Source organism: Sorangium sp. So ce1504 (assembly GCF_051521635.1).
Classification (GTDB): Bacteria; Myxococcota_A; Polyangia; order Polyangiales; family Polyangiaceae; genus Sorangium; species Sorangium cellulosum_B.
Genome location: NZ_CP150365.1, coordinates 6159289 through 6184640 on the forward strand (window position 1 = coordinate 6159289; position 25352 = coordinate 6184640).

Annotated in this window: 14 protein-coding genes; 8 read left to right on the forward strand and 6 right to left on the reverse strand. The window is 70.9% G+C overall.

What is annotated here, in order from left to right; genetic code table 11:
• Positions 1–64: 64 nt before the first annotated feature.
• A complete protein-coding gene (locus WMF39_RS23070) occupies positions 65–247 on the reverse strand; it encodes an ATP-binding protein (protein WP_437747615.1) in 183 nt (60 codons plus the stop codon).
• A gap of 287 nt (positions 248–534) precedes the next feature.
• Here WMF39_RS23070 and WMF39_RS23075 point away from each other — a divergent pair, with 287 nt between their 5' ends.
• The 5 genes from WMF39_RS23075 (at position 535) to WMF39_RS23095 (ending at position 5533) form a co-directional block, all read left to right on the forward strand.
• A complete protein-coding gene (locus WMF39_RS23075; RefSeq protein ID WP_437747616.1) occupies positions 535–1350 on the forward strand; it encodes a hypothetical protein in 816 nt (271 codons plus the stop codon).
• A gap of 255 nt (positions 1351–1605) precedes the next feature.
• On the forward strand, positions 1606–1806 hold the full coding sequence (locus WMF39_RS23080) for a hypothetical protein (protein WP_437747617.1): 201 nt from the start codon (positions 1606–1608) through the stop codon (positions 1804–1806).
• A 586-nt stretch (positions 1807–2392) separates the two neighbouring features.
• The gene (locus WMF39_RS23085) at positions 2393–3943 is read left to right on the forward strand and encodes a hypothetical protein (RefSeq protein ID WP_437748014.1); all 1551 of its coding nucleotides are present in this window, start codon (positions 2393–2395) and stop codon (positions 3941–3943) included.
• Between the two features lie 37 nt (positions 3944–3980).
• Positions 3981–4637 (forward strand): hypothetical protein, encoded by a 657-nt coding sequence (locus WMF39_RS23090; protein WP_437747618.1) that lies wholly within the window; start codon positions 3981–3983, stop codon positions 4635–4637.
• A gap of 77 nt (positions 4638–4714) precedes the next feature.
• Complete coding sequence (locus WMF39_RS23095; RefSeq protein ID WP_437747619.1) at positions 4715–5533, forward strand: hypothetical protein; 819 nt, start codon at positions 4715–4717, stop codon at positions 5531–5533.
• Positions 5534–5686: 153 nt separating this feature from the next.
• Here WMF39_RS23095 and WMF39_RS23100 read toward each other — a convergent pair whose 3' ends face one another.
• Both WMF39_RS23100 and WMF39_RS23105 read right to left on the reverse strand, forming a co-directional pair.
• Positions 5687–11380, reverse strand: a complete 5694-nt coding sequence (locus WMF39_RS23100) for an AAA family ATPase (RefSeq protein ID WP_437747620.1) — start codon at positions 11378–11380, stop codon at positions 5687–5689.
• A 308-nt stretch (positions 11381–11688) separates the two neighbouring features.
• The gene (locus tag WMF39_RS23105) at positions 11689–12213 is read right to left on the reverse strand and encodes an STAS domain-containing protein (RefSeq protein ID WP_437747621.1); all 525 of its coding nucleotides are present in this window, start codon (positions 12211–12213) and stop codon (positions 11689–11691) included.
• A gap of 285 nt (positions 12214–12498) precedes the next feature.
• Between WMF39_RS23105 and WMF39_RS23110 the strand changes: the two genes are divergently transcribed.
• Positions 12499–13509, forward strand: a complete 1011-nt coding sequence (locus tag WMF39_RS23110) for a cation diffusion facilitator family transporter (RefSeq protein ID WP_437747622.1) — start codon at positions 12499–12501, stop codon at positions 13507–13509.
• 19 nt (positions 13510–13528) lie between these two features.
• Here the strand turns inward: WMF39_RS23110 and WMF39_RS23115 are convergent, their stop codons facing one another.
• The 3 genes from WMF39_RS23115 to WMF39_RS23125 all read right to left on the reverse strand — a co-directional run bounded on the left by WMF39_RS23115 (position 13529) and on the right by WMF39_RS23125 (position 22213).
• The gene (locus tag WMF39_RS23115; RefSeq protein ID WP_437747623.1) at positions 13529–19243 is read right to left on the reverse strand and encodes an AAA family ATPase; all 5715 of its coding nucleotides are present in this window, start codon (positions 19241–19243) and stop codon (positions 13529–13531) included.
• A gap of 179 nt (positions 19244–19422) precedes the next feature.
• A complete protein-coding gene (locus WMF39_RS23120) occupies positions 19423–21312 on the reverse strand; it encodes a phosphoenolpyruvate carboxykinase (GTP) (protein ID WP_437748015.1) in 1890 nt (629 codons plus the stop codon).
• 346 nt (positions 21313–21658) lie between these two features.
• The gene (locus tag WMF39_RS23125; protein WP_437747624.1) at positions 21659–22213 is read right to left on the reverse strand and encodes a hypothetical protein; all 555 of its coding nucleotides are present in this window, start codon (positions 22211–22213) and stop codon (positions 21659–21661) included.
• Positions 22214–22328: 115 nt separating this feature from the next.
• On the opposite strand from WMF39_RS23125, the gene WMF39_RS23130 reads away from it, so the two are divergent.
• On the forward strand, positions 22329–22478 hold the full coding sequence (locus tag WMF39_RS23130) for a hypothetical protein (protein ID WP_437747625.1): 150 nt from the start codon (positions 22329–22331) through the stop codon (positions 22476–22478).
• Positions 22479–22613: 135 nt separating this feature from the next.
• The gene (locus WMF39_RS23135) at positions 22614–25346 is read left to right on the forward strand and encodes a protein kinase domain-containing protein (RefSeq protein ID WP_437747626.1); all 2733 of its coding nucleotides are present in this window, start codon (positions 22614–22616) and stop codon (positions 25344–25346) included.
• Positions 25347–25352 lie beyond the last annotated feature (6 nt).

Sequence of the window (25352 nt, forward strand, 5' to 3'; positions counted from 1 at the left end):
TCCATCTCTATCGGACTATAGTATGAAGGATGCCCGGCCAACGCGAGCGCCTGGGCGGCGGCGCTCAGCCCGACAGGGAGCTCGGCTCGAACGCGCGCGGGGGCCCCGCACGCGGGAGCTCGACGATGAACGTCGCCCCGGCGCCGAGCGCGCTCTCGACACGGATCGAGCCGCCGTGCGCCTCCGCGATCCTGCGGCTGAGGTACAGGCCTACATCTTCGGCAAGGATGCCTCTGAAGGCCGCCACGTCGGTCGCCTCCAGCTCGATGCCACGTTCTGAAGTCTGAAGGGGAAGGACGGTCCCGGAGAGCGCGCTCTCCGGGGCCGGGGCGCTCGGCGCGGCGCGCTGACGACGACCTGCGCGCTGGCCTGCGGGCGCCCAGGCCGGCCAGGCCAGGCCGGCCAAACCAGGCCAGGAGCGTGCACCGGGCGTTGGAGAGCGCGAAAATCCGAGGTGCCGTGCGCGGCTCCGTTCTTGCCAGGACGTTCCTCCCCGGCGCAGTCGACTGCGCCGTTTCAGGGAAGGAGTTCACCATGGCTCGTTCATTCACCTCCCAGGATCTCGTCGCTCTCCCGCGCCTCAACGCCGCCGAGTCGGTCGTGCTTGCCACGGAGCTCATCACGGTGGCTGACGCCAGGGAGCGGCAGCTCAAGCCGAAGAAGCTCCCGGAGGCGATCGGTCGATCGAAAGGACGCCTCGCCGCGGCGGTCGCCACGCTCGAGACGCTCACCCGGCCGCAAGGGGGCGATCCGGTGGAGACGAAGACCAAGCCGAAGGCCGATCGCATCCTCGACAACGCGTGGAGCGCGACGTTCGACTGGCTCGGAGGCTGGTGCAAGCTCCCGCCGGAGCAGAACCCGAGCATCGACGACGCGAAGGAGCTTTTCAAGATCCTCTATCCGGACGGCCTCTCCTTCACCCGGCTCCCGTACAAGCTCGAATGGAAGGAGTCGAAGGCGCGCCTCGACGCGATCCGCGGCGCGCGGCACGACAGGACGTTCAAGAAGCTCGGCGGCGAGGGCTTCCTGGCCCACCTGGAGGAGGCGCACGAGGCTTACGGCAGGGCGCTGCACATCACCACGCCGAAGCCCGAGAGCGCTCCGACGGGCGACGTGCGCGCCGCGTTTCTGGCGACGCTCGCAGCCCTTCGCGACTATGCGACCCGGGTCGCCGCGCACGCGGACCCGGACGTGCCCGGCAGCGAGGAGGTCAGCGCGGCGCTGCTCGCGCCGCTCGCGGCGTGGGAGTCGCGGCCGGTTGGATCGAGCGGCGAGGCCAGCGACGCCGCCGAGGCGCCCGCCGCGCCGCCGGTGGAGGCGGAAGAGGAGCCGCTGGCCGATCCGGCGTGAGCCGAGCGCGCATCCGCGCGGCGGCTCGCTTTCTCTCCAAGAGCTGAGCCGACGGCGCCCCCGAGGTGGACCGGCCCTCGGCGCTCCGCGCCTTTCAGCGGGGGTTTCGGCGCGGTCGCCGCGGGCTCCCGAGCTCCATGACGAGGCCCATCCCCCAGAGGCTTTCTCCAGAGCAGCGATGGGCTCTTCGACGGACAACCCGCAAGGCCGTGGCCGAACCTGAGAGGCTACGACTCGGACCCATGGCGTGTTCTCGTGGATGCCGTCGAGGACGCGCCCGAAGGCGAGAGCGAGCTCGCGACCGCCGAGGCGGCAGCGCGCGAATTCTGGGACTCGCTCTACCGGGAGGCCCCGCCGTGGGACAGCGACCCAGCGAAGATGCACTGGCTCGCGGCGGTCCGCGCAGCGCGACGAAAGGGGCTGTCCGGTGATGTTCCGCCGGACAAGTGGTCATAGCTCGCTGGACAGGCCCTGCGCCGTGGCCATCGTGATTCTGCTCGCGTCCAAAAGCGCCGCCTGAACGGGCTTCGTGGCCGCACCTTCGGAGCAGCCCGGCCCGCGGCGCCCGTCGCGCCGCCCATCGAGGCGCCGCCGGAAGCGGACGAGCAGATCCCGGCCGATCCGATGCGAGAGGCGCCTGCGGTTGTGATGCGGTTCACGTTCTCGAAAATAGTCGAGCGTTCTTCATGAGATACGTCTCCGCCGACCACAACGCGTTGTGGTCGCGGGCGAGCGCGGTCGCGGAGGGACCAGGGCGCGTTGTGGTCGCGGGCGAGCGCGCTCGCGAGGGGACCAGGGCGCGTTGTGGTCGCGGGCGAGCGCGCTCGCGAGGGGACCAGGGCGCGTTGTGGTCGCGGGCGAGCGCGCTCGCGAGGGGCCAGGACGATTTGTAGTCGCGGGCGAGCGCGCTCGCAGGGGGACCAGGACGCGTTGGCCGGCGGAGGCGAACAACACCCGCGGAGACGAGGGGTTGCGTTCGCAGGGAGGTCGGCGCGCCGTGACGTCCGTCGTCGCTGTCGCGCTCTGCGCATGGATGGCGAGCATGCTGAGCGCATGCGGTGCTTACTCCGACTCTTGCTGGGAAGCGCTGGCGTGCGCCCCGGATCCGGAGCCTCCGCCCGACCCGTGCGAGGGAGAGCCCGGCAGCGCGCCGGCCCTGGATGAATGTGGGGTGTTCGTCAGCGCGTCGTCAGGCGACGACGGGAGTCCTGGCACGAAGGACGCGCCGGTGAAGACCTTGCAACGCGCGATCGGGCTCGCCGCGGGCGGACGACGCGACGGCGAGGCGCCGACCCGGCGCGTGTACGCGTGCAGCGGGTCGTTCGAGGAGGCGATCTCGCTGCCCTCGGGCGTCGACCTCTGGGGCGGCCGTCGCTGCGAGGACGGCGACTGGTCGTTCGGGGGCTCCGCGCACCGGACCACCATCGCGCCGGGGCCGGTGGGGATCCCGGTGCGGGTCGTCGAGGGAGGCGGCGCGACGTCGATGATCTTCGGCGTGCGCGCCGTGGCGGCGGACGCCTCGACGAGCGATGGGAAGTCGTCGATCGCGATGCTCCTGGAGTCTGGGGCGAGGGCGATCGTGCGATCGTGCGAGATCGTCGCGGGCAACGGCAAGGACGGGGAGCCGGGAGAGGACGCGTCGATCGAGCGCGCGACGGACGGCGTGGAGGGGAACGACGGCGCGTCCGCCTGCACGGCGGACGTCGTGAGGGGCGCCCTGCCGGCCGTGACCGCGTGCGGCGATGGCATCGAGTCCACCGGCGGATCCGGGGGCGACGGCGGCATCGACGGCGGGCGCGGCGGCGCTCCAGGGCAGCCCGAGCCGGTGGAGACTCCGGAGGGCAAGGGCCGCGCAGGGCTCGGCGCGAGCAGCGAGCCGTGCACCGAGGGGAACGACGGCGAGAAGGGCGCGGACGGTGGGCGCGCGGGTGGTGCGGCCGGCGCAGGCTACCTCTCGGCAATGTATGGCTGGATCGGCGTCCGGGGTGAGGACGGCAAGAAAGGCGGCGTCGGCCAAGGAGGGGGCGGCGGTGGCGGCAGCAAGGCGCGAGGGCACATGGTCGAGTGTCGAGCGGGCAGCCCCCAGGGCGGCGCCGCCGGCGGCTCTGGAGGGAGCGGCGGTTGCGGTGGTCTGGGCGGCAAGGGGGGCGGCTATGGCGGCTCGAGCATCGGCGTCGTCGCGCTGTACGGCAGCGCGGTGACGCTCGAGGCGACGGAGGTCTTCACGGGCAACGGCGGCAACGGCGGGGTCGGCGGAACAGGCCAACCTGGCGGCGCGGGTGCACCCGGTGGCAACGGTGGAAAGCGCCCTCCGGGGGACAGTGAGATGTGGCCCGCGTGCGACGGGGGAGACGGAGGCCGCGGCGGTCGCGGGGGCGACGCCGGGGGCGGCATCGGCGGTTCCTCCTACGGCGTGGCGTCCGCCAGCGCCTCGGTGACCTTCGGGTCGGGGGCCACCCTGCACCTGGGAAACGGTGGCGAGGGGGGGCTCGCAGGCAATGCGGCTCCCGGCGACCCAGTGGGCCAGGGCGAGACTGGCGATTCGATGGCCTACCGTCAGTTCGATGTGCCGGACCCGGAACCACCGCGCTGAAGGGCCCTGCGCGCGGCACACGGAACGAGGGAGAACCATGAGCATGCCCCGAGCGACCTATCTGTCTCTCGTCTTCCCGCTCCTCGTGGCCGGGTGCGGCACCGCACCCGTCGCAGTCGACCCTGGCGGAGCCTCGTGCGACGGCACCTCGTCGTGCCACGATGAGGCGCCGCCGGAGTCGTTCTGCCTCGAGCGTCTCGCCGCCGACGTGCTTGAGGACGGGTGCGGCGTGTTCGTGGCCAACTTCGTCTTCGGCGGCGGCGATGACGCGAACCCCGGCACGCGGGAGAAGCCGGTGCGCACGCTCCAGCGCGGCATCGAGCTAGCTCGCACGGGGCGAGGGCGCGTGTTCTCGTGCCACGACGGCTTCTACGGTCCCCTCACCTTGCCCTCGGGCGTGGATCTCATCGGGGGGTACAATTGCTTGGATTGGACGCGCCAGCGCGATTCGCACACCATCGTTCAGCACGACGAGATCCGCGAGCGCGATGAGTTTCTCCTCACCGTCGAACCGGCGAGCGCGGGGGACACAGGCGCAGCGGACGGGATCTCGACGATCGTCGACGTGGACTTCTTTGCGAACAGCCCCATCGCGATCCTGGCTCGATCCAACACCGCGGTGGAGATCACCCGGAGCACGATTCGCGCCTACTACGGATTCGGGGCCGCGATGGCGAGGAGCGGTCGGGGCTGAACCGCGCCCCTGGCGGCGCGCACGGGAAGTATGGCGGCGACGCGTGCTCGGCGGAGACCGTGGCCGGCGGGCCTGCCGTGATGAACCCTTGTGACGGCGGGATCCCGAGCGCCGGCGGCAAGGGCGGGGACGGGCTGCCCGGCGGCGCCGAGGACGGAGCCGACGGCGCGCCCGATCCGATGTGGGGTCCCCCGGGCTACGGAAGCGGAGGAGACGGGGACCCGCCGGGCACCGGCTGCGCGGACGGGAGAGTCGGCCTCTCCGGCCTGCAAGGCGCCGCCGGTGCCGCGGGCGAAGGCATCGGGCGCATCAGCGAGACAGGGTGGGAAGGCGACAAGGCCGGCGACGGCGACCGGGGCATGCCGGGCCAGGGCGGCGGCGGGGGCGGCGGCCGCCGGGGCGGGCTCAGCGTGTGCGGCGCAGCGTCGAAGGGCGGCGCGGGGGGCGGCTCGGGCGGGGCCGGCGGCTGCGGCGGTCGAGGCGGCCGAGGGGGCGAAAACGGCCATCCGAGCATCGGCATCGTCGCGCTCCATGCCCGGGTGACCGTGCGCGACAGCGAGATCGAGACGCTCCAGGCCGGCACGGGCGGCGACGGAGGGCCGCCCGAGAAGGGCGGCAGACCCGGCCGAGGCGCGCCGGGCGGCGCGCTGGGGGATGGCACGTACGGCTGTAACGGGGGCAACGGCGGCGACGGGGGCCCCGGCGGCTACGGCGGCCCCGGGCGCGGCGCCGACTCGATCGGCATCGCCTACCTCGATGAGGACCAGCTCACGGTGGAGGGCGTCGCCTTCACGCTGGGACCGCCGGGCGAGGGCGGCATCAGCTGGGACCAGGAGGGGAACATGATCACGGGAGAGGACGGCGTGGCCGTCAAGACGCTTCGGTTTCCCGAATAGGCGGACTGAACAGGCGGAGTCGACTCGAGGCGCTCCCCTCCGCGAGCTCTCCGGCAGCCAATCGCCCCCGCCGTCGCGGCGGGCGAGCTCCCGCTTGTCCTCCGCGCCGCCTCGGCATTAGCCTCCTCACGCGATGCCGCTCGCCCGCCCCGCTCAGCTCGGCAGAGCGCTCGGATCGACCGAGCGCGGCGGCCCAGCGCGCGGCAGTTCGACGATGAACGTGGCGCCGGCGCCGGGCGCGCTCTCGACGCGGATCGAGCCGCCGTGCGCCTCCGCGATCCTGCGGCTGATGTACAGCCCGAGCCCCAGCCCGCCGTAGTGCCGGTTGGACACCGCGCGCTCGAAGCGCTCGAAGATCCACTCCTGGCGCTCCGGATCGATGCCGATCCCGTGATCCCTGACCGAGAGCCGCGCCATCCCGGCCTCCTCGCCAAGCACGACCTCGATGGGCTTGCCCGCGCCGAACTTGATCGCATTGGCGAGAAGGTTCGTCACGATCTGATCGACGCGAGAGCGATCCCAGAGGCCCACGATCCGGGCGCCGTCCCGGAGCGAGACCGAGCACCCGGCGCGCTCCAGATCGTGCCTGAATCGCGCGAGCACGTCGCGGGCGACCTCCCTGAGGTCGACCTCCGCGACGCTGAGCCTCAGCCGAGCCGCGTCGATCTGCGAGACATCGAGGAGCTCGCTGTTCAGGCGGGTCAGGCGCGCTCCCTGCCGCAGCGCGCGGTCGACCTGCCTACCCATGGCCTGCGGGTCCCAGATCCGACCCGACCGGATGGCCCGATCCATCGCCTCGAGCGTGAGCGTGAGCGACGTCATCGGCGTGTTGAGCTCGTGCGTCGCCACGGTCAGGAACTCGTCCCGCATCCGGACGGCCTCCTGAGCAGCACGGTAGAGCCGCGAATTGTCGATCGCCATCGCCGCCCGGCGCGCCACTTCCTGCACGAACTCGAGATCGGCGTCCTCGTAGCGGCGCCCCGGCACGGACGAGACGACGTTCAGCGCCCCGAGCGGTTGTCCCCGCGCCACGAGCGGCACGGTGATGGAGCTCTGTGCGCCGAGCTCGCGGAGGAGCCTCGCGTGCCCGTCGTCCTCGGCGTATCCCCGGAGGACTTCGTCGGAGATCTCGGGGAGCAGGAGCGGCTCACGGTCCCTGAGGACGCCGGCCGCCGGGTGGGGCGAATCCCGGCCAGGAGGGTATCGCCGCCGTAACTCCGCGAGCAAAGGCTCCTTCGCGGGATCTCTGTGGGCCCAGGCCGCGGGCCGGGTCTCTCCACCATCGACGACGTCGATGATGCACCAGTCGCAGAACGATCGCACCGACAGCCGCGCGAGCCGCGACAGCGTCTCGCTGCAATCGAGCGATCCAGAGAGTATCTCCCCCGCCTCGGCCAGGCATGCCGCGCGCCGCACGGCCGTCTCTGCCGCGGTCCGCGCGGACTGCTCCTTCGCGAGGAGCCGCGCGTTCTCCAGGGAGATCGCCGCCTGCGAGGCGAGGAGCGAGAGGGCGGTGAGCCGGTCCTGCGTGAACGCGCCGGCGAGGAGGTTGTTCTCGAGGAAGAGCAGGCCCACCGCCTCGGCCCGCCTCAGGATGGGCACGCAGAGGAGCGATTTGGGCCGATTCTGCGCGAAGTAGCCGTCGCCGGAGAATGTGCCCGCATCGGCGGCCGCGTCGTGCAGGATGACGCGCTCCTTGGTCCGCCACACGTAGTCGACGAGCGACGAGGGGAGGCGCTGCGAGGAATCCACCGGCCCCGACTCGAGGGTGCTCACAACCGCCCCTCCTTCCTTGAGCGCGGCCTCCGCCTCGATCGAGAGCTTGCCGTCCTGACTCAGGAGGATGCAGGCCCTCTGCGCGCCGCCCTGCTCGAGCACGACCTCGAGCAGCGTGCGCAGGAGCTTGTCGAGGATGATCTCGCCCGAGATGGCCTGCGAGGCCTTGGTCACCGAGAGCAGGTCGAGCTGCTCGGGCCGAGCCGCGAACGTGGCGGTGAACGGGGTGGGCCTCGGCTCGCGGAAGCGCGGATTCTCCCTGTCGATCTGCGCCACCTTGCCGCGGGCGCCCCAGCGGGCGTAGCAGGTCCGCGCGTCGCCGAGGGTTGTGTCGGCGAACCTGTCGAACCCCTGTGCTCGGTAGAACCGAGACGCGACCTCGCAAGCGACCGCCTCGTTGTGGACGAAGCCGCCATCGTGGGCCGAGCGGATGGCTTCTTCGTAGAGGCGCTCGGCGTCGAGATACCGACCCTCGATGCGCGCGATCTCGGCGGCGACCAGCGCCGCGCGGTTCCCGAAGTTCTCGGGACAGTTCGTCGCCCAGTTCGCGAGCCGCTCGTGGTGGGCGACGACGGCATCGAGGTGCCGGGGCCGCTCGTCGGCGGTCGCCGCGTCGTGGTGTGCTGCCCGCGCGAGCGCGCTATAGAAATGGTACTCCGCCGCCTCGAAGAACGCCGCTGACGACGGGAGGAGCTGCTCTGCCTTCGACGCCGCCTCGATGGCGGAGGCGTGGTCGCCCGCATAGAAGCGCGCTTGCAGCTTGCGGATCCAGTACCAGCAGGCGGCGACCGTCAGGGTGGGATCGCTCATGACGTGCTGCTCGAACCGGCCCTCGTCGAACTCCGCGTCGTTGAAGGAGGAGAAGTCCGGCGAGAGGCCCCGGAGCGCCCGGATGAGCCGGCGGTTGCCGGTGTAGAGGTCGACGATGAGATCGAACCTCGCCCGCCGCGCGAACTCGAGCTCTCTCTCGGCTTCGCGCTGCACTTCATCGAGCACATCGCCGCCCGAGAGCAGGAGCGAGACCAGGGAGCTGCCGGTATAGGCAACATACGCGAGATCGCCGGTCTCCTGCGCCACGTCGCGGGCGCGTCGCATGAGCTCGACGCTGGCGCGCAGGTGCCTCGTCCAGGGCAGGACCATGAACGCGAAGGTCGCGTAGACGCGGGCCTTGAAGCGGAGCAGCCCGTGCTTCTCCACCAGATCGAAGCCCAGCTTGCCAAAGCGGTACGCCGCCTGGTAGTCGCCGAAGCGAGGGCCGAGGCACGTGCTGAGGTAGACATAGGCGAAGCACGAGGCGTCGCTGTTCCCATGCGCGATGCTGAGGTTCACGGCGCGACCCAGGATGAGGGCGAGCAGATTGGCATCGGTGAAGAGCGCTGGCGCTATGGTCGACGTGAGGACGTCCATGATCGCCCGCGAGACCGGATCGGTCATCGGGGGCAGGTCGATGAGCTCCTCGATCGAGCGGCTCTCGAGCCGCTCCCATAGCCGCTCGAACTCCCGCTGGACCTCCTCGTCCGTCGGGTGCGGCGACCACGCGACGCCGACGCGCAGGAGGTATTCAAGGCACGCCCCGACAGCGCGGTCACTCCAGGTGAGGGTCGTGAAGAGCTCGACGCGCGCGCGGGCGACGGCGGCCGCCTCGACGAGGTCCCGCGCGCGGCGCCAGAGCATGGAGAGCCGCTCCTCCGCCGCCGGGGCGCCGGTGACAATCTCGCACTCGGCCAGGTGGAGCTCGATCGCGAAGGCGAGCTCGTACCGCGTGTCCCAGCTCTCACCTCCCAGGAGCTCGGCGCCGACCGCGAGATAGTTCAGCGCCGAGCCGTAGGCCGTGGCTCTCTTGGCGCGCTCGCCGGCGACGAGGTTGAGCTCGGCCACACGCTCGCGCTCCTCCCGCGCCGTGATCAGCGCCGCGCCGCGGTTGAGCTGGTTCACGATCTCGAAGATCTTCTCCTCGAGCTCCTCGGGCGGCGTCCGCGAGGAGAGCAGACGGCCGATCCCGAGGTGCATCGCCGCCCGCTCGTCCTCGGGGATGAGCGAATAGGCCGCCTCCTGGACGCGGTCGTGCAGAAACCTGTACGCGCCGTCCGTGCGGAGGACGAGCCCTGCGCGGACGGCCTCCCAGAGAGCCGCGTGCGACGCCGCCTCCGAGCGGCCATGAACCATCGCCAGGAGCGCGATCTCTGCGGAGTTTCCCAGACAGGCGAGCTGCTTCAATGCGTCCTGGGTGCTGGCAGGGAGCCGCATGAGCTTCCCGACCATCAGGGCCACCACGTTGTCGGTGAATTCCTTGGCGCGGATCTTCGTGACGTCCCACCGCCAGGCCTCGGCGTATACGTCGAACTCGATCAGGCGCTCCTCGTGGAGCGCCGTGAGAAACTGGATCGCGAAGAAGGGATTACCGGCCGTCTTCTCGTGGACGAGGTCCGAGAGCGGCGCGGCGTCCTCGCGGCGGCAGTGGAGCGTGTCGCTGACGAGCGTGGCGAGGTGCTCGCGGGAGAGCGGGCCGAGCACGATCTCCGAGACGCTCGCGCCCCCGTTCCGCATCTGATCGAGCGCCAGCATGAGCGGGTGCGAGGGGGTCACCTCGTTGTCGCGGTACGCACCGATGACGAGCAGACACCGCGTCTCGGGGTGCGTCATCAGATCCGCGAGGAGCCCGAGGCTGGCCGGATCGGCCCACTGGAGATCGTCGAGAAAGAGCGCGAGGGGGTGCTCCTTCCGGGTGAATACCCCGATGAAGCGCCGGAACACGACGCGGAACCGGCTCTGCGCCTCGGTCGGCGGCAGCGCGGCGACCGGCGGCTGCCGCCCGATGACGAGCTCGACCTGCGGGATCACGTCCACGATGAGCTGTCCGTTGACCCCGAGGGCGGCGAGCAGCCGCTCCCGGACGACCGCGAGCCGCTCCTCGCTCTCGGCGAGGAGCTCGAGCACCAGCTCCCGGAAGGCCTGGACGATCGTCGAGTACGGGATATCGCGCTTCTGCTGGTCGAACTTCCCCGAGAGGAAGAATCCCCGCTCGCGGACGATCGGCTTGTGCAGCTCGCTCACCAGCGCAGACTTGCCGACCCCGGAATAGCCCGAGACCAGGACGATCTCCGGGGCTGCCGTGCCGACCACGCGCTCGAACGCGGACAGCAGCGCGACGACCTCTTCCTCGCGGCCATAGAGCCTCTGAGGGATCTGGAAGCGGCCGGAGACGTCGCGCTCGGCCAGAGGGAACGGATCGAGCCTGCCGGTGGCCCGGAGCTCGGCCAGGCACCGCTCGAGGTCATGGTGCAGGCTGCTCGCGGTCTGGTAGCGATCCTCCGCCATCTTGGCGAGGAGCTTCAGGACGATCGCGGAGAGGATCTCGGGCAACTCCGGGACGAACGCGGAGGGCGGCTGCGGCTCGCGGGCGACATGGCAGTGCACCCACTCGGGTGGGTCCCGCGCCTCGAACGGCAGGCGCCCGGTGAGCATCTCGTAGAAGGTGACGCCAAGGGCGTAGAGATCGGCGCGGCTGTCGATCGCCCGGTTCATTCGCCCTGTCTGCTCCGGAGACAGGTACGGCAACGAGCCCTCGATGAGCCGGGGAGGGCCCGCCGGCGGCTGCTCTCGAGAGAGGCAGGACGCGATGCCGAAGTCGGCGAGCTTGACCTGGCCGGTGGCGGTGTTGACGAGGATGTTCTGGGGCTTGAGATCCTTGTGAATGATGCCGCGCTCGTGGAGCTCCGCCACACCGGCCACGATACGCGCCGCGAGGTCGAGGAACCGCTCGGTTTGCATCGGCGCGCCGATGAAGTGATCGAGCGACTCGCCGCCGAAATCCTCCATGACGAGCGCTGGCAGCCCCTCATACGTCTCGAGGGCGAGCGGCGTCACGATGGCCTCGTGATTCAGCATCTTGCCGATCGCGTACTCGTTCTTCAGGTGCTCGACGTCCTGCGGGCGGCTGCGCCTCGGGTCGATGACCTTCAAGATCACCGAGCGGCCATCGGAGCGCCGGATCGCGCGGAGCAGGCGGGTCCTCAGGCCCTCGTGGAGGGTCTCGGTGATCGTGTATGGCGAGGCGGTGCTCACCCCCATGGGGAAGGCACTCCGTGGAGCGCTGGCGCCCGGCGGCCTGGCGGCCCCTGGGGGCTGCCGTCGGCGCCGGAGCGCTCGAGTCCGCGCGCCTCGCCGAGGCGACGTAGCCACACGACCGGCGTGAGCGCATGGCGCCCGCCGGGGACCGCATTCTCTGTCACGGCCTCCCACGATCGTGTCACCCCAGCACCCCCTCTATCGATAGGTACCATGGGTCAGGCCCGGCAGTTCCGCGGTGCACGTCGCGGGCCCCGACGAGCAGGGACCTCCATGCTGGCCGCTGCCTTCGCGAGCGCTTGCCGCGGCGATCAGGCGGGCTTCGCTGCGCGTCGCGCTCGGGCCGGGGCACGCTGCCGGCCGGCGATCGCGGCCCTCAGGCCCGCCCGCAGGTCCCGGAAGGTCTCCACGCCCGACCAGTCGAGCCCGAGCCGCGTGAGCGCCTGCGCCATGGCCGGCGAGATGCCCACGAACGAGCACGCCGCGCCGAGCAGCCGCGCCGCCCGGACGGCCTTGAGCAGGTAGCCCGAGACGACCTCGTCCGCGACCGACACGCCCGTCACGTCGAGGATCACGCGGTCCGACGAGGTCTCCACGACGCTGCCGAGCAGGCTCTCCAGGATGAGCGACGATCGCCGGTGGTCGATGGTGCCGACGAGCGGCAGGACGAGCACGCCTTCCCAGACCTGGATCACCGGCGTGGAGAGCTCGAGCAGCGCCCGCTCCTGCTCCTCGACGAGGCGCATCTTCCTCCGCAGCTCCTCGGTGCGCACGAGGACCGCGCCCTCGGCCTGCCGCTTGCTCTCGACGAGCGCCCGCTCGGCCTGCTGCCTCACGCGCGCGCTCCGCGCTCACGCCGCCCCCGGCGGGTGGGCCCTGCGCGGCCAGGCCAGCGCCTCCTCCTCGGAGAAGAACCTGCTCCAGGCGGGACTTATCCGAGTACCCCACCACCGGCTCGTCGACCTCGATCTCTGTCAAGCAGCCGGCCGCCGGGAGCTGCGGGGCCATCCGTTCGACGATCTCGCGGTCGGGGCGCGCGCGACGTCGCAGTGCACCCACTCGGGTGGCCCTGACCACCACGCGCATGACGAGCAAGGGCGTCGCGGGGTAGCCTCCCGGCCATGAGCGGACCACGTCCTGCCGCCCGCCTCGCCGCCCCCGCCGCCCGCCCTGACCCCGGCGTTGCGCCCGCCGCCCGTGCCGTCGACCCCGGCGCCCCTCCCTCCGAAGGCCGCCGCCTCGACCCTGCCGACCGCGCCCGCGCCGCGCTGCGCGCCGGGCGCATCGCGGCGCTGACCGCCGGCGGCCTCGCCCTCGGCAAGCTCGTCGCCGGGCAGCTCGGCCAGTCGATGGCCGTGACCGCGAGCGCCGTCGACTCGCTCACGGACCTCTTCGCCTCCTCGGCGAACGCCCTCGCCATCCAGCTGGCCCACGCCGCGCCCGACCGCTCGCACCCGTTCGGCCACGCGAAGATCGAGACCCTCGCGACCGCCGGTCAGGGCCTGCTCATCGGCGGCTCGGGGGTCTACCTGCTCATCGAGGGGGTCCGGCGGCTGCTCGCGCCCGCGCCGCTCCGCCTCGCCGCCGTCACGCTCGGCGCCATGGCCGCCGCCGCGCTCGTCACCGCGGCGCTCGTGGCCTACCTCGGCCGCGTCGCCGCGCGCACCGGCTCGAGCGCGATCCAGGCCGACGCCGTCCACTACCGCACCGACATCGCCGCGAACCTCGCGGTCTTCGCCGGCGTCGCCCTCACGTACGCGACGGGCTTCTCCCGCATCGACGGCGTCCTCTCGGTCGCGGTCGCCGTCTACATCCTCACGTCCGCGGGGACCCTCCTCCGGCTCGGCGTGCGCGACCTCATCGACACGAGCGCCCCGGAGGAGCGCGTCGGCGCCATCGCGGACGCGCTCGACGCCATGCGCGCGCGCGGCGAGCTCCTCGGCCACCACAGGCTGCGCACGCGGATCGCCGGGCGCACGCTGTTCGTGGAGGTGCACATCGAGCTCTCGGGCGACCTCCCCCTCGCGCGCGCGCACGCGACCGGCGACCGCGCGCGCGACGCCATCCTCGCCATCGAGCCCGACGCGGAGGTGCTCGTGCACATCGACCCGGAGCGCGACGAACCGGCGTGAGGGCACCCGGCAGCGCCGCTCAGCCCGGCAGGGCGCGCGGCTCGGCCCCGCGCGGCGGTCCGGTCCGCGGCAGCTCGACGACGAACGTCGCCCCGGCGCCGAGCGCGCTCTCGACGCGGATCGAGCCGCCGTGCGCCTCCGCGATCCTGCGGCTGATGTACAGGCCGAGCCCCAGCCCGCCGTAGTGCCTGTCCGACACCGCGCGCTCGAACCGCTCGAAGATCTGCCCCTGGCGCGCCGGGTCGATCCCGATCCCGTGGTCCCGCACCGAGAGCCGCGCCGTCCCCGCCTCCTCGCCGAGGGAGATCTCCACCGGGTTGCCGGCCCCGAACTTGATCGCGTTGGCGAGCAGGTTCGAGACGATCTGGTCCACGCGGGAACCATCCCAGAGGCCCACGACCCGGCCGCGCTCCCGCAGCGACACCGAACACCCGGCGCGCGCCAGATCCAGCTTGAACCGCGCGAGCACGTCGCGGACGATCTCCCCGAGCTCGACCTCCGCCACATCGAGCCTCAGCCGAGCCGCGTTGATCCGCGAGACGTCGAGCAGCTCGCTGTTCAGGCGGGTCAGGCGCGCCGCCTGCCGCAGCGCGCGGTCGACCTGCCGGCCCATGGCCTGGGGGTCCCAGGAGCGGCCCGATCGGAGGGCCCGTTCCATGGCCTCGAGCGTGAGCGTGAGCGACGTCATCGGCGTGTTGAGCTCGTGCGTCGCCACGGTCAGGAACTCGTCCCGCATGCGCACCGCCTCCTGCGCGGCGCTGTAGAGCCGGGCGTTGTCGATCGCTATCGCGGCCCGGCGCGCCACCTCCTGCACGAGCGCGAGATCGGCGTCCCCGTAGCGGCGCTCCGGCGCGGACGAGACGACGGTCAGCATCCCGATCGCCTGTCCTCGCGCCACGAGCGGCACGATGACGGAGCTCCGCGTCCCGAGCTCGCGGATGAGCCTCGCGTGCCCGTCGTCCTCGGCGTGCCTCCGGATGATGTCATCGGAGATCTCGGCGAGCAGGAGCGGCCCACCGTCCCGCCAGGCACGGGCCGACGGGTGGGGCGAGTGCCGGTCAGCGGGGTATCGCCGTCGCAGCTCCTCGAGCAAAGGCTCCTTCGCGGGGTCCTTGTGGGCCCAGAAAGCTCGCCGGGCCTCCCCGCCTTCTGCAAAGTCGATGACGCACCAGTCGCAGAACGATCGCACCGACAGCCGCGCGAGGCGCGACAGCACCTCTCCGTGATCGAGCGACGCGGAGATGATCTCCCCGGCCTCGGCCAGGAAGGCCGCGCGCCGCTCCGCCGCCTCGGCCGCGGTCCGCGCGGATTGCTCCTTGGCGAGGAGCCGCGCGTTCTCCAGCGAGATCGCCGCCTGTGTGGCGAGGAGCGAGAGGGCGGAGAGCCTTTCCTGCGTGAACGCGCCGGCGAGCAGGTTGTTCTCGAGGTAGAGTATGCCCGCCACCTCGGCCCGCCTCAGGATGGGCACGCAGAGGAGCGATCTGGGCCGATTCCGCGCGAAGTACTCGTCGCCGGAGAACTTGCCCGCGTCGACGGCCGCGTCGTGCAGGATGACGCGCTCCTTCGTCCGCTGCACATAGTGAACGAGCGAGCCGGGGACCCGCTGCCATGAAGACTCCCCCTGCGAGGGCGCGAGGAGCGTCGTCGTCACCCCCCTCTCGTTCTCGTCGAGCGTCGCCTCCGCTTCGATGGCGAGGCGCGTGTCCTGACACAGAATGAGGCAAGCTCGCTGCGCGCCCCCCTGCTCGAGGACGGACGTGAGCAGCGTGCGCAGGAGCTGGTCGAGGACGATGTCGCTCGAGATGGCCTGAGATGCCTTGATCACCGAGAGCAGGTCGATCTCCTCGGACCGCGCCGCGAAGGTGGCGGCCTGGGCGAGCGTCCTCGTTTCCCAGAGGCGAGGATTCCGCTGCTCGATCTGAGTGACCTTGCCGTCCGCTCCCCAGCGCGCGTAGCACGCGTGGGCCTCGCGGAGGTACGTGGCGGCGATGACGTCGAACCCCCGCGCCCGGTAGAACCTCGACGCGACCTCGTACGCGAGCGCCTCGCTGTGGACGAAGCCGTTCTCGCGCGCAGCGCGGATCGCCGCTTCGTAGAGGAGCTCGGCGTCGAGAGCCCGGCCCTCGAGGCGCGCGATCTCGGCGCCGATCAGCGCGGCGCGGCTGCCGAAGTTCTCGGGGCAGCTCGAAGCCCAGACCTCGAGCTGCTCGTGGTGGGCGGCGAGCGCCGCGAGGTGCTGGCGCCGCTCGTCGTTCGACCCGGGTGCCGCCTCGCAGCACGCCGCCCGCGCGAGCGCGCCATAGAAATGGTAGTCGGTCACGTGGAGGAACGACTGCACCGCCCAGAGGAGCCGCTCCACCTTCATCGCCACGGCGAGGGCAGAAGCGTAGTCGCCGGCGTGAAAGTGCGCCTGGAGCCTGCAGATCCAGTACCAGCAGGCGGCTACCGAGAGGCGCGGATCGCTCTCCAGGTGCTGCTCGAACCTGGCCTCGTCGAAGCTCACGTCGTTGAAGGAGGAGAAGCTGGGCGTCAGACCGCGGAGGCACCGGACGAGCTGCAGCTGCGCGATGATGCAATCGATGATGAGACCGAACCTCGCCTTCCGTACGAACGCGAGCGAGCTCTCGGCTTCGCGCTGCACGTCGCCGAGCGGATCCGCCTTGGCGAGCAGCAGCACGAGAGAGGCATTGCGGGCGAAGGCTGCGAAGGTGAGGTCGCCGGTCTCGCTCGCCATGTCGAAGACGCGCCGCATGAGCTCGATGCTGGTGCGCACGTGCCTCGTCCAGGGATTGACCAGGACTCCGAAGTCCAGGTAGACGCGGGCCTTGAAGCGGCCGAGCCCGTGTTTGTCCACCAGATCGAGGCCGAGCTTGCCGAAGCGGTACCCCGCGCGGTAGTCGCCGAAGCGCGAGCCGAGGACCGCGCCGACATGGACGTAGCCGAAGCACGATCCGTCGCTGTTGCCGTGCTCGAGGCTCAGGTTCACCATGCGACCGACGAGGAGACTGTGCAGCTTCTGGTCGGTGAACAAGGCCGGCGCCTGGCCCCAGTTGAGGATGTCCATGATCGCGCGAATCGCCGGATCGGTCATCGGGGGCAAGTCCACGAGCGCCTCGATCGGCCGGCTCCCGAGCTGACCCCACATCCGCTCGTACTCCTTTTGAACCTCGTCCTGCGTCGGGTGCGGCGACCACGCGACGCCGAGACGCCGCAGGACCTCGAGGCAGATCTCGACGGCGAGCTCGCTCCGATCCAGCGTCGTGTAGAGGTCCACCCGCACACACGCGACCGCCGCCGCGTCGACCAGGCTCCCTGCGCGGCGCGAGAGCATCGAGAGCCGCTCCTCCGCCGCGCCGAGCTCCCCGGTCAGGTACTCGCACTCTGCGCGGCGCAGCTCGAGCGCGAAGGCGAGCTCGTACTGCCGCTCCCAGCGGTCGTCTTCCGGCTCCAGGAACGCCGCGCCGGCGACGAGGCAGGTGAGCGCCGAGGCGAAGGCCGCCGACGCCATGGCGCGCCTGCCGGCGACGAGGTTGAGCCTTGCGCCTCGCTCTCGCTCCTCCCGTGACGTGATCAGCGGAGCGCCGCGGTCGAGCTGATTGACGATCTCGAAGATCTTCTCCTCGAGCTCCTCCGGCGCCGTACGCGCCGCGAGCAGCCTGCCTATCGCGAGGTGCGCCTCGGCCCGCTCGCCTTCGGGGATGAGCGAATAGGCCGCCTCCTGCACCCGATCATGGATGAACCTGTACGAGCCGGGGAGGCGCTGGACGAGCCCCGCGGAGACGGCCTCCCAGAGGTCCGCGTGCGCGTCCTGCTCCGTGCGGCCGCGGACCATCGCGAGGAGGGCGACCTCCGCGGTGTTCCCCAGACAGGCGAGCTGCTGCAGCGCCCTCTGCGCGCTCGGAGAGAGCCGCACGAGCTTGCCGACCATCAGGTCGACGACGTTGTCGGTGAAGCCCTTTCCGCGGATCCTCGCCACATCCCACCGGAAGGACTCGGCGTCCTCGTCGAGCTCGATCAGCCGCTCTTCGTGCAGCGCGGAGAGGAACTGGATCGCGAAGAAGGGGTTACCGCCCGTCTTCTCGTGGACGAGGTCCGAGAGCGGCGCGGCGTCCTCGCGGCTGCAGTGGAGCGCGTCGCTGGCGAGCGCGGCGAGGTGCTCTCGGGAGAGCGGGCCGAGCGCGATGTCGGAGATGCGCGCGCCCTCCTTCCGGACCTCCTCGATCGCCACCATGAGCGGGTGCGAGGGGCTCACCTCGTTGTCGCGGTACGCGCCGATGACGAGGAGATGATGCGTCTCGGGGTGCGTCAACAGATCGCGAAGGAGCCCGAGGCTGGCCGAATCGGTCCACTGGAGATCGTCGAGGAAGAGCGCGAGGGGGTGCTCTTTCCGGGCGAACACCCCGATGAAGTGCCGGAACACGACCCGAAACCGGCTCTGCGCCTCGGCCGGCGGGAGCTCGGGGACAGGCGGTTGCCGGCCGATGATGAGCTCGACGTGGGGAATCACGTCCACGATGAGCTGCCCGTTGCTCCCGAGCGCGCCGAGCAATCGCTGCCGGAAGGCCGCGATCCGGTGCTCGCTCTCCGCGAGGATCTCGAGCACGAGCTCCCGGAACGCCTGGACCAGCGTGGAATAGGGGATGTCGCGCTTGTACTGGTCGAACTTCCCCGAGAGGAAGAGCGCTCGCTCCCGGACGATCGGCCTGTAGAGCTCGTGGACCAGCGTCGACTTGCCGATGCCGGAGTAGCCGGAGACCACGACGAGCTCGGGGGAGCCCGCGGCCACCACGCGGTCGAACGCGCAGAGCAGCGCGGCCACGTCGCTCTCGCGGCCGTAGAGCTTCCGAGGGATCTGGAAGCGGCCTGAGACGTCGCGCTCGCCCAGGGAAAAAGGCTCGATCCTGCCGGTGGCCCGGACCTGCGAGAGGCACCGCTCGAGGTCGTGCTTGAGGCCACGGGCGGTCTGGTAGCGATCCTCGGGCATCTTGGCCAGGAGCTTCAGGACCAGCGCCGAGAGCACCTCGGGCAGCTCGGGCACCAGCGCCGAGGGCGCCGGCGGGACGCGCGCGACGTGGCAATGCACCCACTCCAGCGGGTCCTGCGCCTCGAACGGCAGGCGCCCGGCGAGCATCTCGTAGAACGTCACGCCGAGCGCGTAGAGGTCGGCGCGGCTGTCGATCCCCCGGTTCATTCGCCCCGTCTGCTCAGGAGACAGGTACGGCAACGATCCCTCGATGAGCCGCGGAGGCCCTGCCGGCGGCGGCTCGCGGGAGGAGCGGGACGCGAGGCCGAAGTCGGCGAGCTTGACCTGGCCGGTGGCCGTGTTGACGAGGATGTTCTTCGGCTTGAGGTCCTTGTGGAGGATGTCCCGTTCGTGGATCACCGCCACGCAGGCCGCGATGCGGACCGCGAGCTCGAGGAACCTCTCGGCGGCCATGGGCGCGCCGATGAGGCGGTCGAGCGGCTCGCCGCCGAAGTCCTCCAGGACGAGCGCCGGCAGCCCCTCGTGCGTCTCGAGGGCGAGCGGCGCCACGATGGCGTCGTGGTCGAGCAGCTTGCCAATCGCGTACTCGTTTTTCAGCCGCTCGACGTCCTGCGGGCGGCTGCGCCTCGGGTCGAGGACCTTCAGGACCACCGGGAGGCCATCCGCGCTCCGGACCGCGCGCATCAGGCTGACCCGCTGGCCCTCGTGAAGGGTCTCGGTGACCAGGTAAGAGGGAGCGCTCGCGTCCATGGGGAGCCCCATGCGGAAGGCCCGCCGTGGAGCGCTGGATCCTGGCGGTCTAGCAGGACATGGGGGCAGCTGTCGACTCGGGCGCGGTCGAGTCCGCGCGCCCCGCCGAGACGGCCCGACCCCGATCCTACCGGCGGCGCGAGCATGTGCCGCGCGGGCGCGCTCACCCGGGGAGGCCTCTACGCGCCGGGCTCGTCGACGTCGTCGTCTTCGTGCTCCTCGAGGTAGCGCTCGGGCGCGAGCTCCCACCGCTCCGGCGAGCGCCAGAGCTGCGACAGGAGCAGCTCGCGCATCAGCAGGATCTCCTTGGGCAGCCGGTCGTAGAGCCGCTCGAAGAGCTCCCCGTGCGAGCCGAACTCGACCTTCCACGCCTCGCGGTCGACCGCCATCAGCTGGTAGAACTGCTCCTTCGAGAAGCGGTCCATGCCCCGCCACTCGATGTCTTCGTAGCGCGGCATCCAGCCGAGCGGGCTCTCCTCCGCGAAGCCGCGGCCGTGCACGCGGTCGACGATCCACTTGAGGACGCGCATGTTCTCCCCGAAGCCCGGCCAGAGGAAGTTGCCCTGGTCGTCCTTGCGGAACCAGTTCACCGAGAAGATGCGGGGCGGATTGACGATCTGGCGCCCCATCTGCAGCCAGTGATTGAAGTAATCGCCCATGTGGTAGCCGCAGAACGGCAGCATCGCCATCGGGTCGCGGCGCACCTGGCCGATGTTGCCGGCCGCCGCCGCCGTCATCTCCGAGCCGATCGTCGCGGCCGTGTAGACGCCGAAGCTCCAGTTGAACGACTGGACCACGAGGGGCACCGTCGTCGCGCGCCGCCCGCCGAAGACGATCGCGCTGATGGGCACCCCGTTCGGGTCGTCCCAGCGCGGATCGATCGACGGACACTGCGACGCAGGCGTCGTGAAGCGCGCGTTCGGGTGGGCCGCCTTGCGGCCGCAGTCCGGGGTCCAGTGCTTCCCCTGCCAGTCGATGAGCTCCGGCGGCGGCTCGTCGGTCATCCCTTCCCACCAGACGTCGCCGTCGGGCGTGAGCCCCACGTTGGTGAAGATCGTCCCCTTCCGGATGGTCGCCATCGCGTTCGCGTTCGACTTGTCCGACGTCCCCGGGGCCACGCCGAAATAGCCCGCCTCGGGGTTGATCGCGTAGAGCTGCCCGTCCCGCCCGGGCTTCATCCAGGCGATGTCGTCGCCCACCGTCGTGATCTTCCAGCCCGCGAACGCCTTCGGCGGGATGAGCATGGCGAAGTTCGTCTTGCCGCACGCGCTCGGGAAGGCCGCGGCCACATACGTCTTCTCGCCCTTCGGCGACTCGACCCCCAGGATCAGCATGTGCTCCGCGAGCCACCCCTGCTCCCTGCCGAGGACCGAGGCGATGCGCAGCGCGAAGCACTTCTTGCCGAGCAGCGCATTGCCGCCATAGCCGCTCCCGTAGGACCAGATCAGCCGCTCTCCCGGGAAGTGGACGATGTACTTGTGCTCGGCGTTGCACGGCCACGGCACGTCGGCCTGTCCCGGGGCGAGGGGCATGCCGACCGAGTGCAGGCAGGGGACGAAATCGCCGTCTCCGAGCGCCTCGAGCACCTTGCGCCCCATGCGCGTCATGATGCGCATGCTCGCGGCGACGTACGGCGAGTCGCTGAGCTCCACGCCGATGTGCGAGTAAGGCGAGCCGATCGGGCCCATGCTGAACGGGATGACGTAGAGCGTGCGGCCCCGCATCGACCCGGCGAAGAGCCGGCGCAGCGTGGCCTTCATCTCCTGCGGCTCGGCCCAGTTGTTGGTGGGGCCGGCGTCCTGCTTTCGCCGGCTACAGATGAACGTGCGGTCTTCGACCCGCGCGACGTCGCTCGGGTCCGAGCGCGCGAGGTAGCTGTCCGGGCGCTTCTCCGGGTTCAGACGGATGAGCGTGCCCGCCTTGACCATCTGGTCGCACAGCGCGTCGTACTCCTCCTTCGAGCCGTCGCACACGTGCACGTTGTCCGGCTGGCACAACGCGACGACCTCGGCGATCCATTGCCTGAGCTTCTCGTTCGCGATCTTCGCCCGCAGGCCGGGGATCGACACCGGCGGCGGCGGCTCCGAGTGGAACGAGCTCTGGCTGTTCTGGCTGGCTGCTACGGACACTTGCGTACCCTCCTGGCTCTCTGGGTCGAACGCGCTCTGCAAAGCGCAGGCCCTGCCCGCCCTCGACGCCAATTCTGGCCGAAATGCGGCCGGAAGGCTGCCCTGATTCTTCCTGAGCCCGATCGCTACAGCAGGGCTGCGCGCACCAGGTGCGCCCGGGGGGCGAGCCCTGCGCCGCGCGCTGGGTCGTCGATCCGCCCGAAACCCGCCCGGAGGTTGGCCCCGAGGGCTGCCTCGCGGGCAGCCGCGCCGCCCGCCGATGCCCCCGGTGCCTGCGCGCCGGTGCTCACCATGGCCACGCCACGTACAGCGGTTCCCGCGCGAACGCCTCCCGGGCGCGACGCCCCTTCTCCGAGAGGAACAGCATCATCCTGAGCTCCTTGTACTCGGAGTGGCGCTCCGGCGTGCCGATGCGCGTGATCGCGCCGGGCGGCGCTTCCCAGCCGCATCCGGCGTAGAAGCGCTCGAGGCTGGGGTTGCAGAACAGCGCGGCGACATCGGCGTCGCTGTCCTGGAGGAAGCGCGTCGCCATCTCCACGACCTGCCTCCCGTGGCCTTCGCCCCGGTAGGGCGGGAATGTGAAGACGTTGCCCAGGCCATAGACGACGTGCTCCTCCCCCGCGTGCGGCAGCGAGAGGCGCATCACCGAAGCGTAGCTGAGCAGCACCTCCTCCTCGCTGATCGTGAAGTGGACCGTGCCCATGTCGGGCGGATACGTGTGCTTGAGCAGCCGGAGTGGACCGGTGAATATCGACGGCCACGCCACCCGCATGAACGACACGGCCTGCCACCGGAAGGAGTCGGGGAGCTCGTCTCGATGGTAAATATGCTTTTCCTGCATGGGTCTCTGGGCCCTGCTCGCTCCACCGCGCTCCGGCGAGCGCGGTCCGTCCACGCGCTTCGTCCATGCGTCCCATGGACGAGGCGCGCTGTACCTCGGGCGCATTCGTGAATAGGTGAAGGAGCTGAAGGAGCTGAAGGAGCTGAAGGAGCTCCGAGATATATCCCGGTGGCGACGCGCCGTCACGCTGGGCGCGAACGCCGTCGCGCGGGCGCGGCTCCCGCTCCCGCTGGCTGCGCCCGCGCTTTCCGACGGCCCGACGTGAAAAGCGACGTGAAAGACGCAAGACGCCGGCAGCCTGCCGTGGCCCGGCCCGCGGGGACGTTGACAAGGGTAACCGGCTTTGCTCCTATACCCAGTCCGCTCGGAGCATCGCGCGCCCCTGAGGACGGCCGGTAACATGGTGGGCACGGGTCAAGACACCTCGGACGCGGAGCCGACCCAGGCGGCGATCATGGGCAAGTACCGCCTGATCGCGAAGCTCGGCCGGGGCGGGATGGGCGACGTGTTCCTGGCGATCGCGCGCGGGCCGGGGTCCTTCAACAAGCTCGTCGTTGTCAAGCGCCATCGCGGCGTGGGCGGAGCGGGCGGAGACGGCGAGAAGGTCGTCACCATGTTCCTGGACGAGGCGAAGCTGTCCGCCCGCCTCAACCATCCCAACATCGTCCAGACCTACGAGGTCGATCACGACGACGCCGGCTACTTCACCGTGATGGAGTACCTGGAGGGCCAGCCGCTCAGCGCGATCATGAGGGCGGTGGCCGAGGGGGTGCCGGGCGGGGCGGGCTTCACGCGCGGCGTCTGGGTCAGGATCGTGGCCGACCTCTTGAGCGGCCTCCACTACGCGCACGAGCTCCGCGATTACGACGGCGCGCCGCTCGGCATCGTCCACCGCGACGTCTCCCCGCACAACATCTTCGTCACGTACGACGGCGCGGTGAAGCTGCTCGATTTCGGCATCGCCAAGGCGTCCATCAACACCGACCTCACCGAGACCGGGAAGCTGAAGGGCAAGACGTCGTACATGGCGCCGGAGCAGGCCGTCGGCAGCGGGTCGACCGATCGGCGGGCCGACATCTTCGTCGCGGGGATCGTGCTCTGGGAGCTCCTCACGCGGGAGCGGCTCTTCGGGGGCGACGCCGTGAGCGCGCTCTGGAAGCTGGCGGCCGTGGACGAGATCCCGCGGCCCTCGCTCCTCCGGCCGGACGTCCCCCCGGCCCTCGACGCCATCGTGGCGCGGGCGCTCGACCGCGATCCGGCGAAGCGGTTCGCGACCGCGCAGGAGATGCGCGCGGCGCTCGAGGACTACCTGCGCGCGGCGGGCGAGGACGTCGGGTCCGACGAGATCGGCGCGAGCATGCTGGGGGTGTTCGCGGAGCGCCGGGCGAGCATGCAGCGGCAGGTCCAGACGTACCTCGAGCAGAGCGCGCAGGGCGTGGACCGCCCGAGCGTGCCCGTCGAGCCCCGCCTCTCTCGCGTGAGCCATTTCGAGGGCGCAGAAGGAAGGCGCATTCAGCCCGTGATCGCCCTCGACGAGGAGCTCGGGCAGAGGACCTCGGGGACGCCGGGCCCCGGGCGCTCCGCCTCGGACTCGACGAGCCTGAAGTCGAACCTCCGCACGGCCGCCGGGCCTCAGCAGCGCAGCTATTGGATCGGGGCGCTCGGCGCGGCCGTGCTGGTCGCGGCGGCGGCGTTCTCGACGCGCCGCCATGGTGGGCAGGCGCCCGCTGCCGGCTCCGCCGCGGCCGTTCTCGTCGAGCCGGACGCCGGCGCTCGCTGCACCGGGGTGCTCCGCGTCCGGATCACGACGGGCGACACGGGGACGGCCACCGACATCTCGCCGCCCTACAACTACGGGGTCTACGACTACCTGCGTCACCTCAACGACAGTCAGGGAGGGCTCCGGGGCTGTCCCATCGACGTCGACATGAAGGACGCGCAGTACGACCCCGCCAAGACGGAGGAGGTCATCGAGGCGTGGCGGCGGCAGCCCGGGTGGAGCGAGGTCTCCACGCTGTTCGTGTTCGGCACCGGGCCGACGACCCGTGTGGCCCCGAGGCTCACGGAGGAGAAGAAGCTCATCATTCCCGGCTCGTACGCCGGCTCGCTCGCCACGCCGGTGCCGATCTCGGCGGACGTGTCCCATGCCGAGTTCAACGCCCTGGGCCAGAGCGCCTCCGCGACAGAGCACAAGACGAGCCCTGGATACCCCTACATCTTCTTTCCGGCCACGGACTACTCGACAGCGATCCGCATCGGCATCAAGGCCGCCTGGAAGATCGCGCCCGGGCGCATCGCGATGGTGCACGACACGATAGACAAGTGTCTTTACTGCGTCGATCCGCTCGCCGCGGGCAAGGCCTACGTGGAGGAGCTGCCCGGGATGCTGCTCGGCGAGGATCTGATCGTCCCGCAGACGTCGTCCCTCGAGGATGAGGGGCGCATCGTCGACGCGGTGATCGGCTATGTGAAGCGGGAGATCGAGAAGAAGCGAGCGGACCCGTCGTATGTGCCGGCGAGCTGGTTCTGGGCCGGCAACAGCGTCCTCTCCTCGTCCTTCGTCGGGAAGGGCGCGGCCGCGGCGCAGAAGCTCATCCAGCAGGCGTTCCCGGGGCCGGAGAAGAACCGCTGGCAGCTGCGCGTGATGGCGAACAACTGGGGCATCGGCGAGAGGACCCTGGCGATCTGCGGGGCCGGCTGCGCGGGGATCTTCTATGGGCTGTTCCCCGTGCCCGTCTACGGCGACACCCAGCACTCGAGCGGGATGGCGGAGATGCTGCGGATCCACAGGGCCTACCGGGAGAAGGACGGCCACCCGCTGGAGCTGTACCAGGACCAGCCGTACGTCCAGGGCCACGCCGCGGCGCTCATGTGGCGCGAGGCCGTCGAGCGGGCCGTCGACGCCGGCCGCACGCACCCGACCGGCGAGGACCTGAAGGCCGCGCTCGAGGGCTTCCAGAACGTGGTGCTCGACGGGATGACGGCGGGGCCGATCTCGTTCAGCGCGACCGACCATCGGCCGCAGGCGAACGAGTCGGTGTACACGATCGGGGGCACGGACGGGGGCGGGGTCGGGTTTCGTTTCGTCGATCGCTGCTCGATCGAGCTCGACGCGAAGTGGCTAGGGTACTGAGAATGG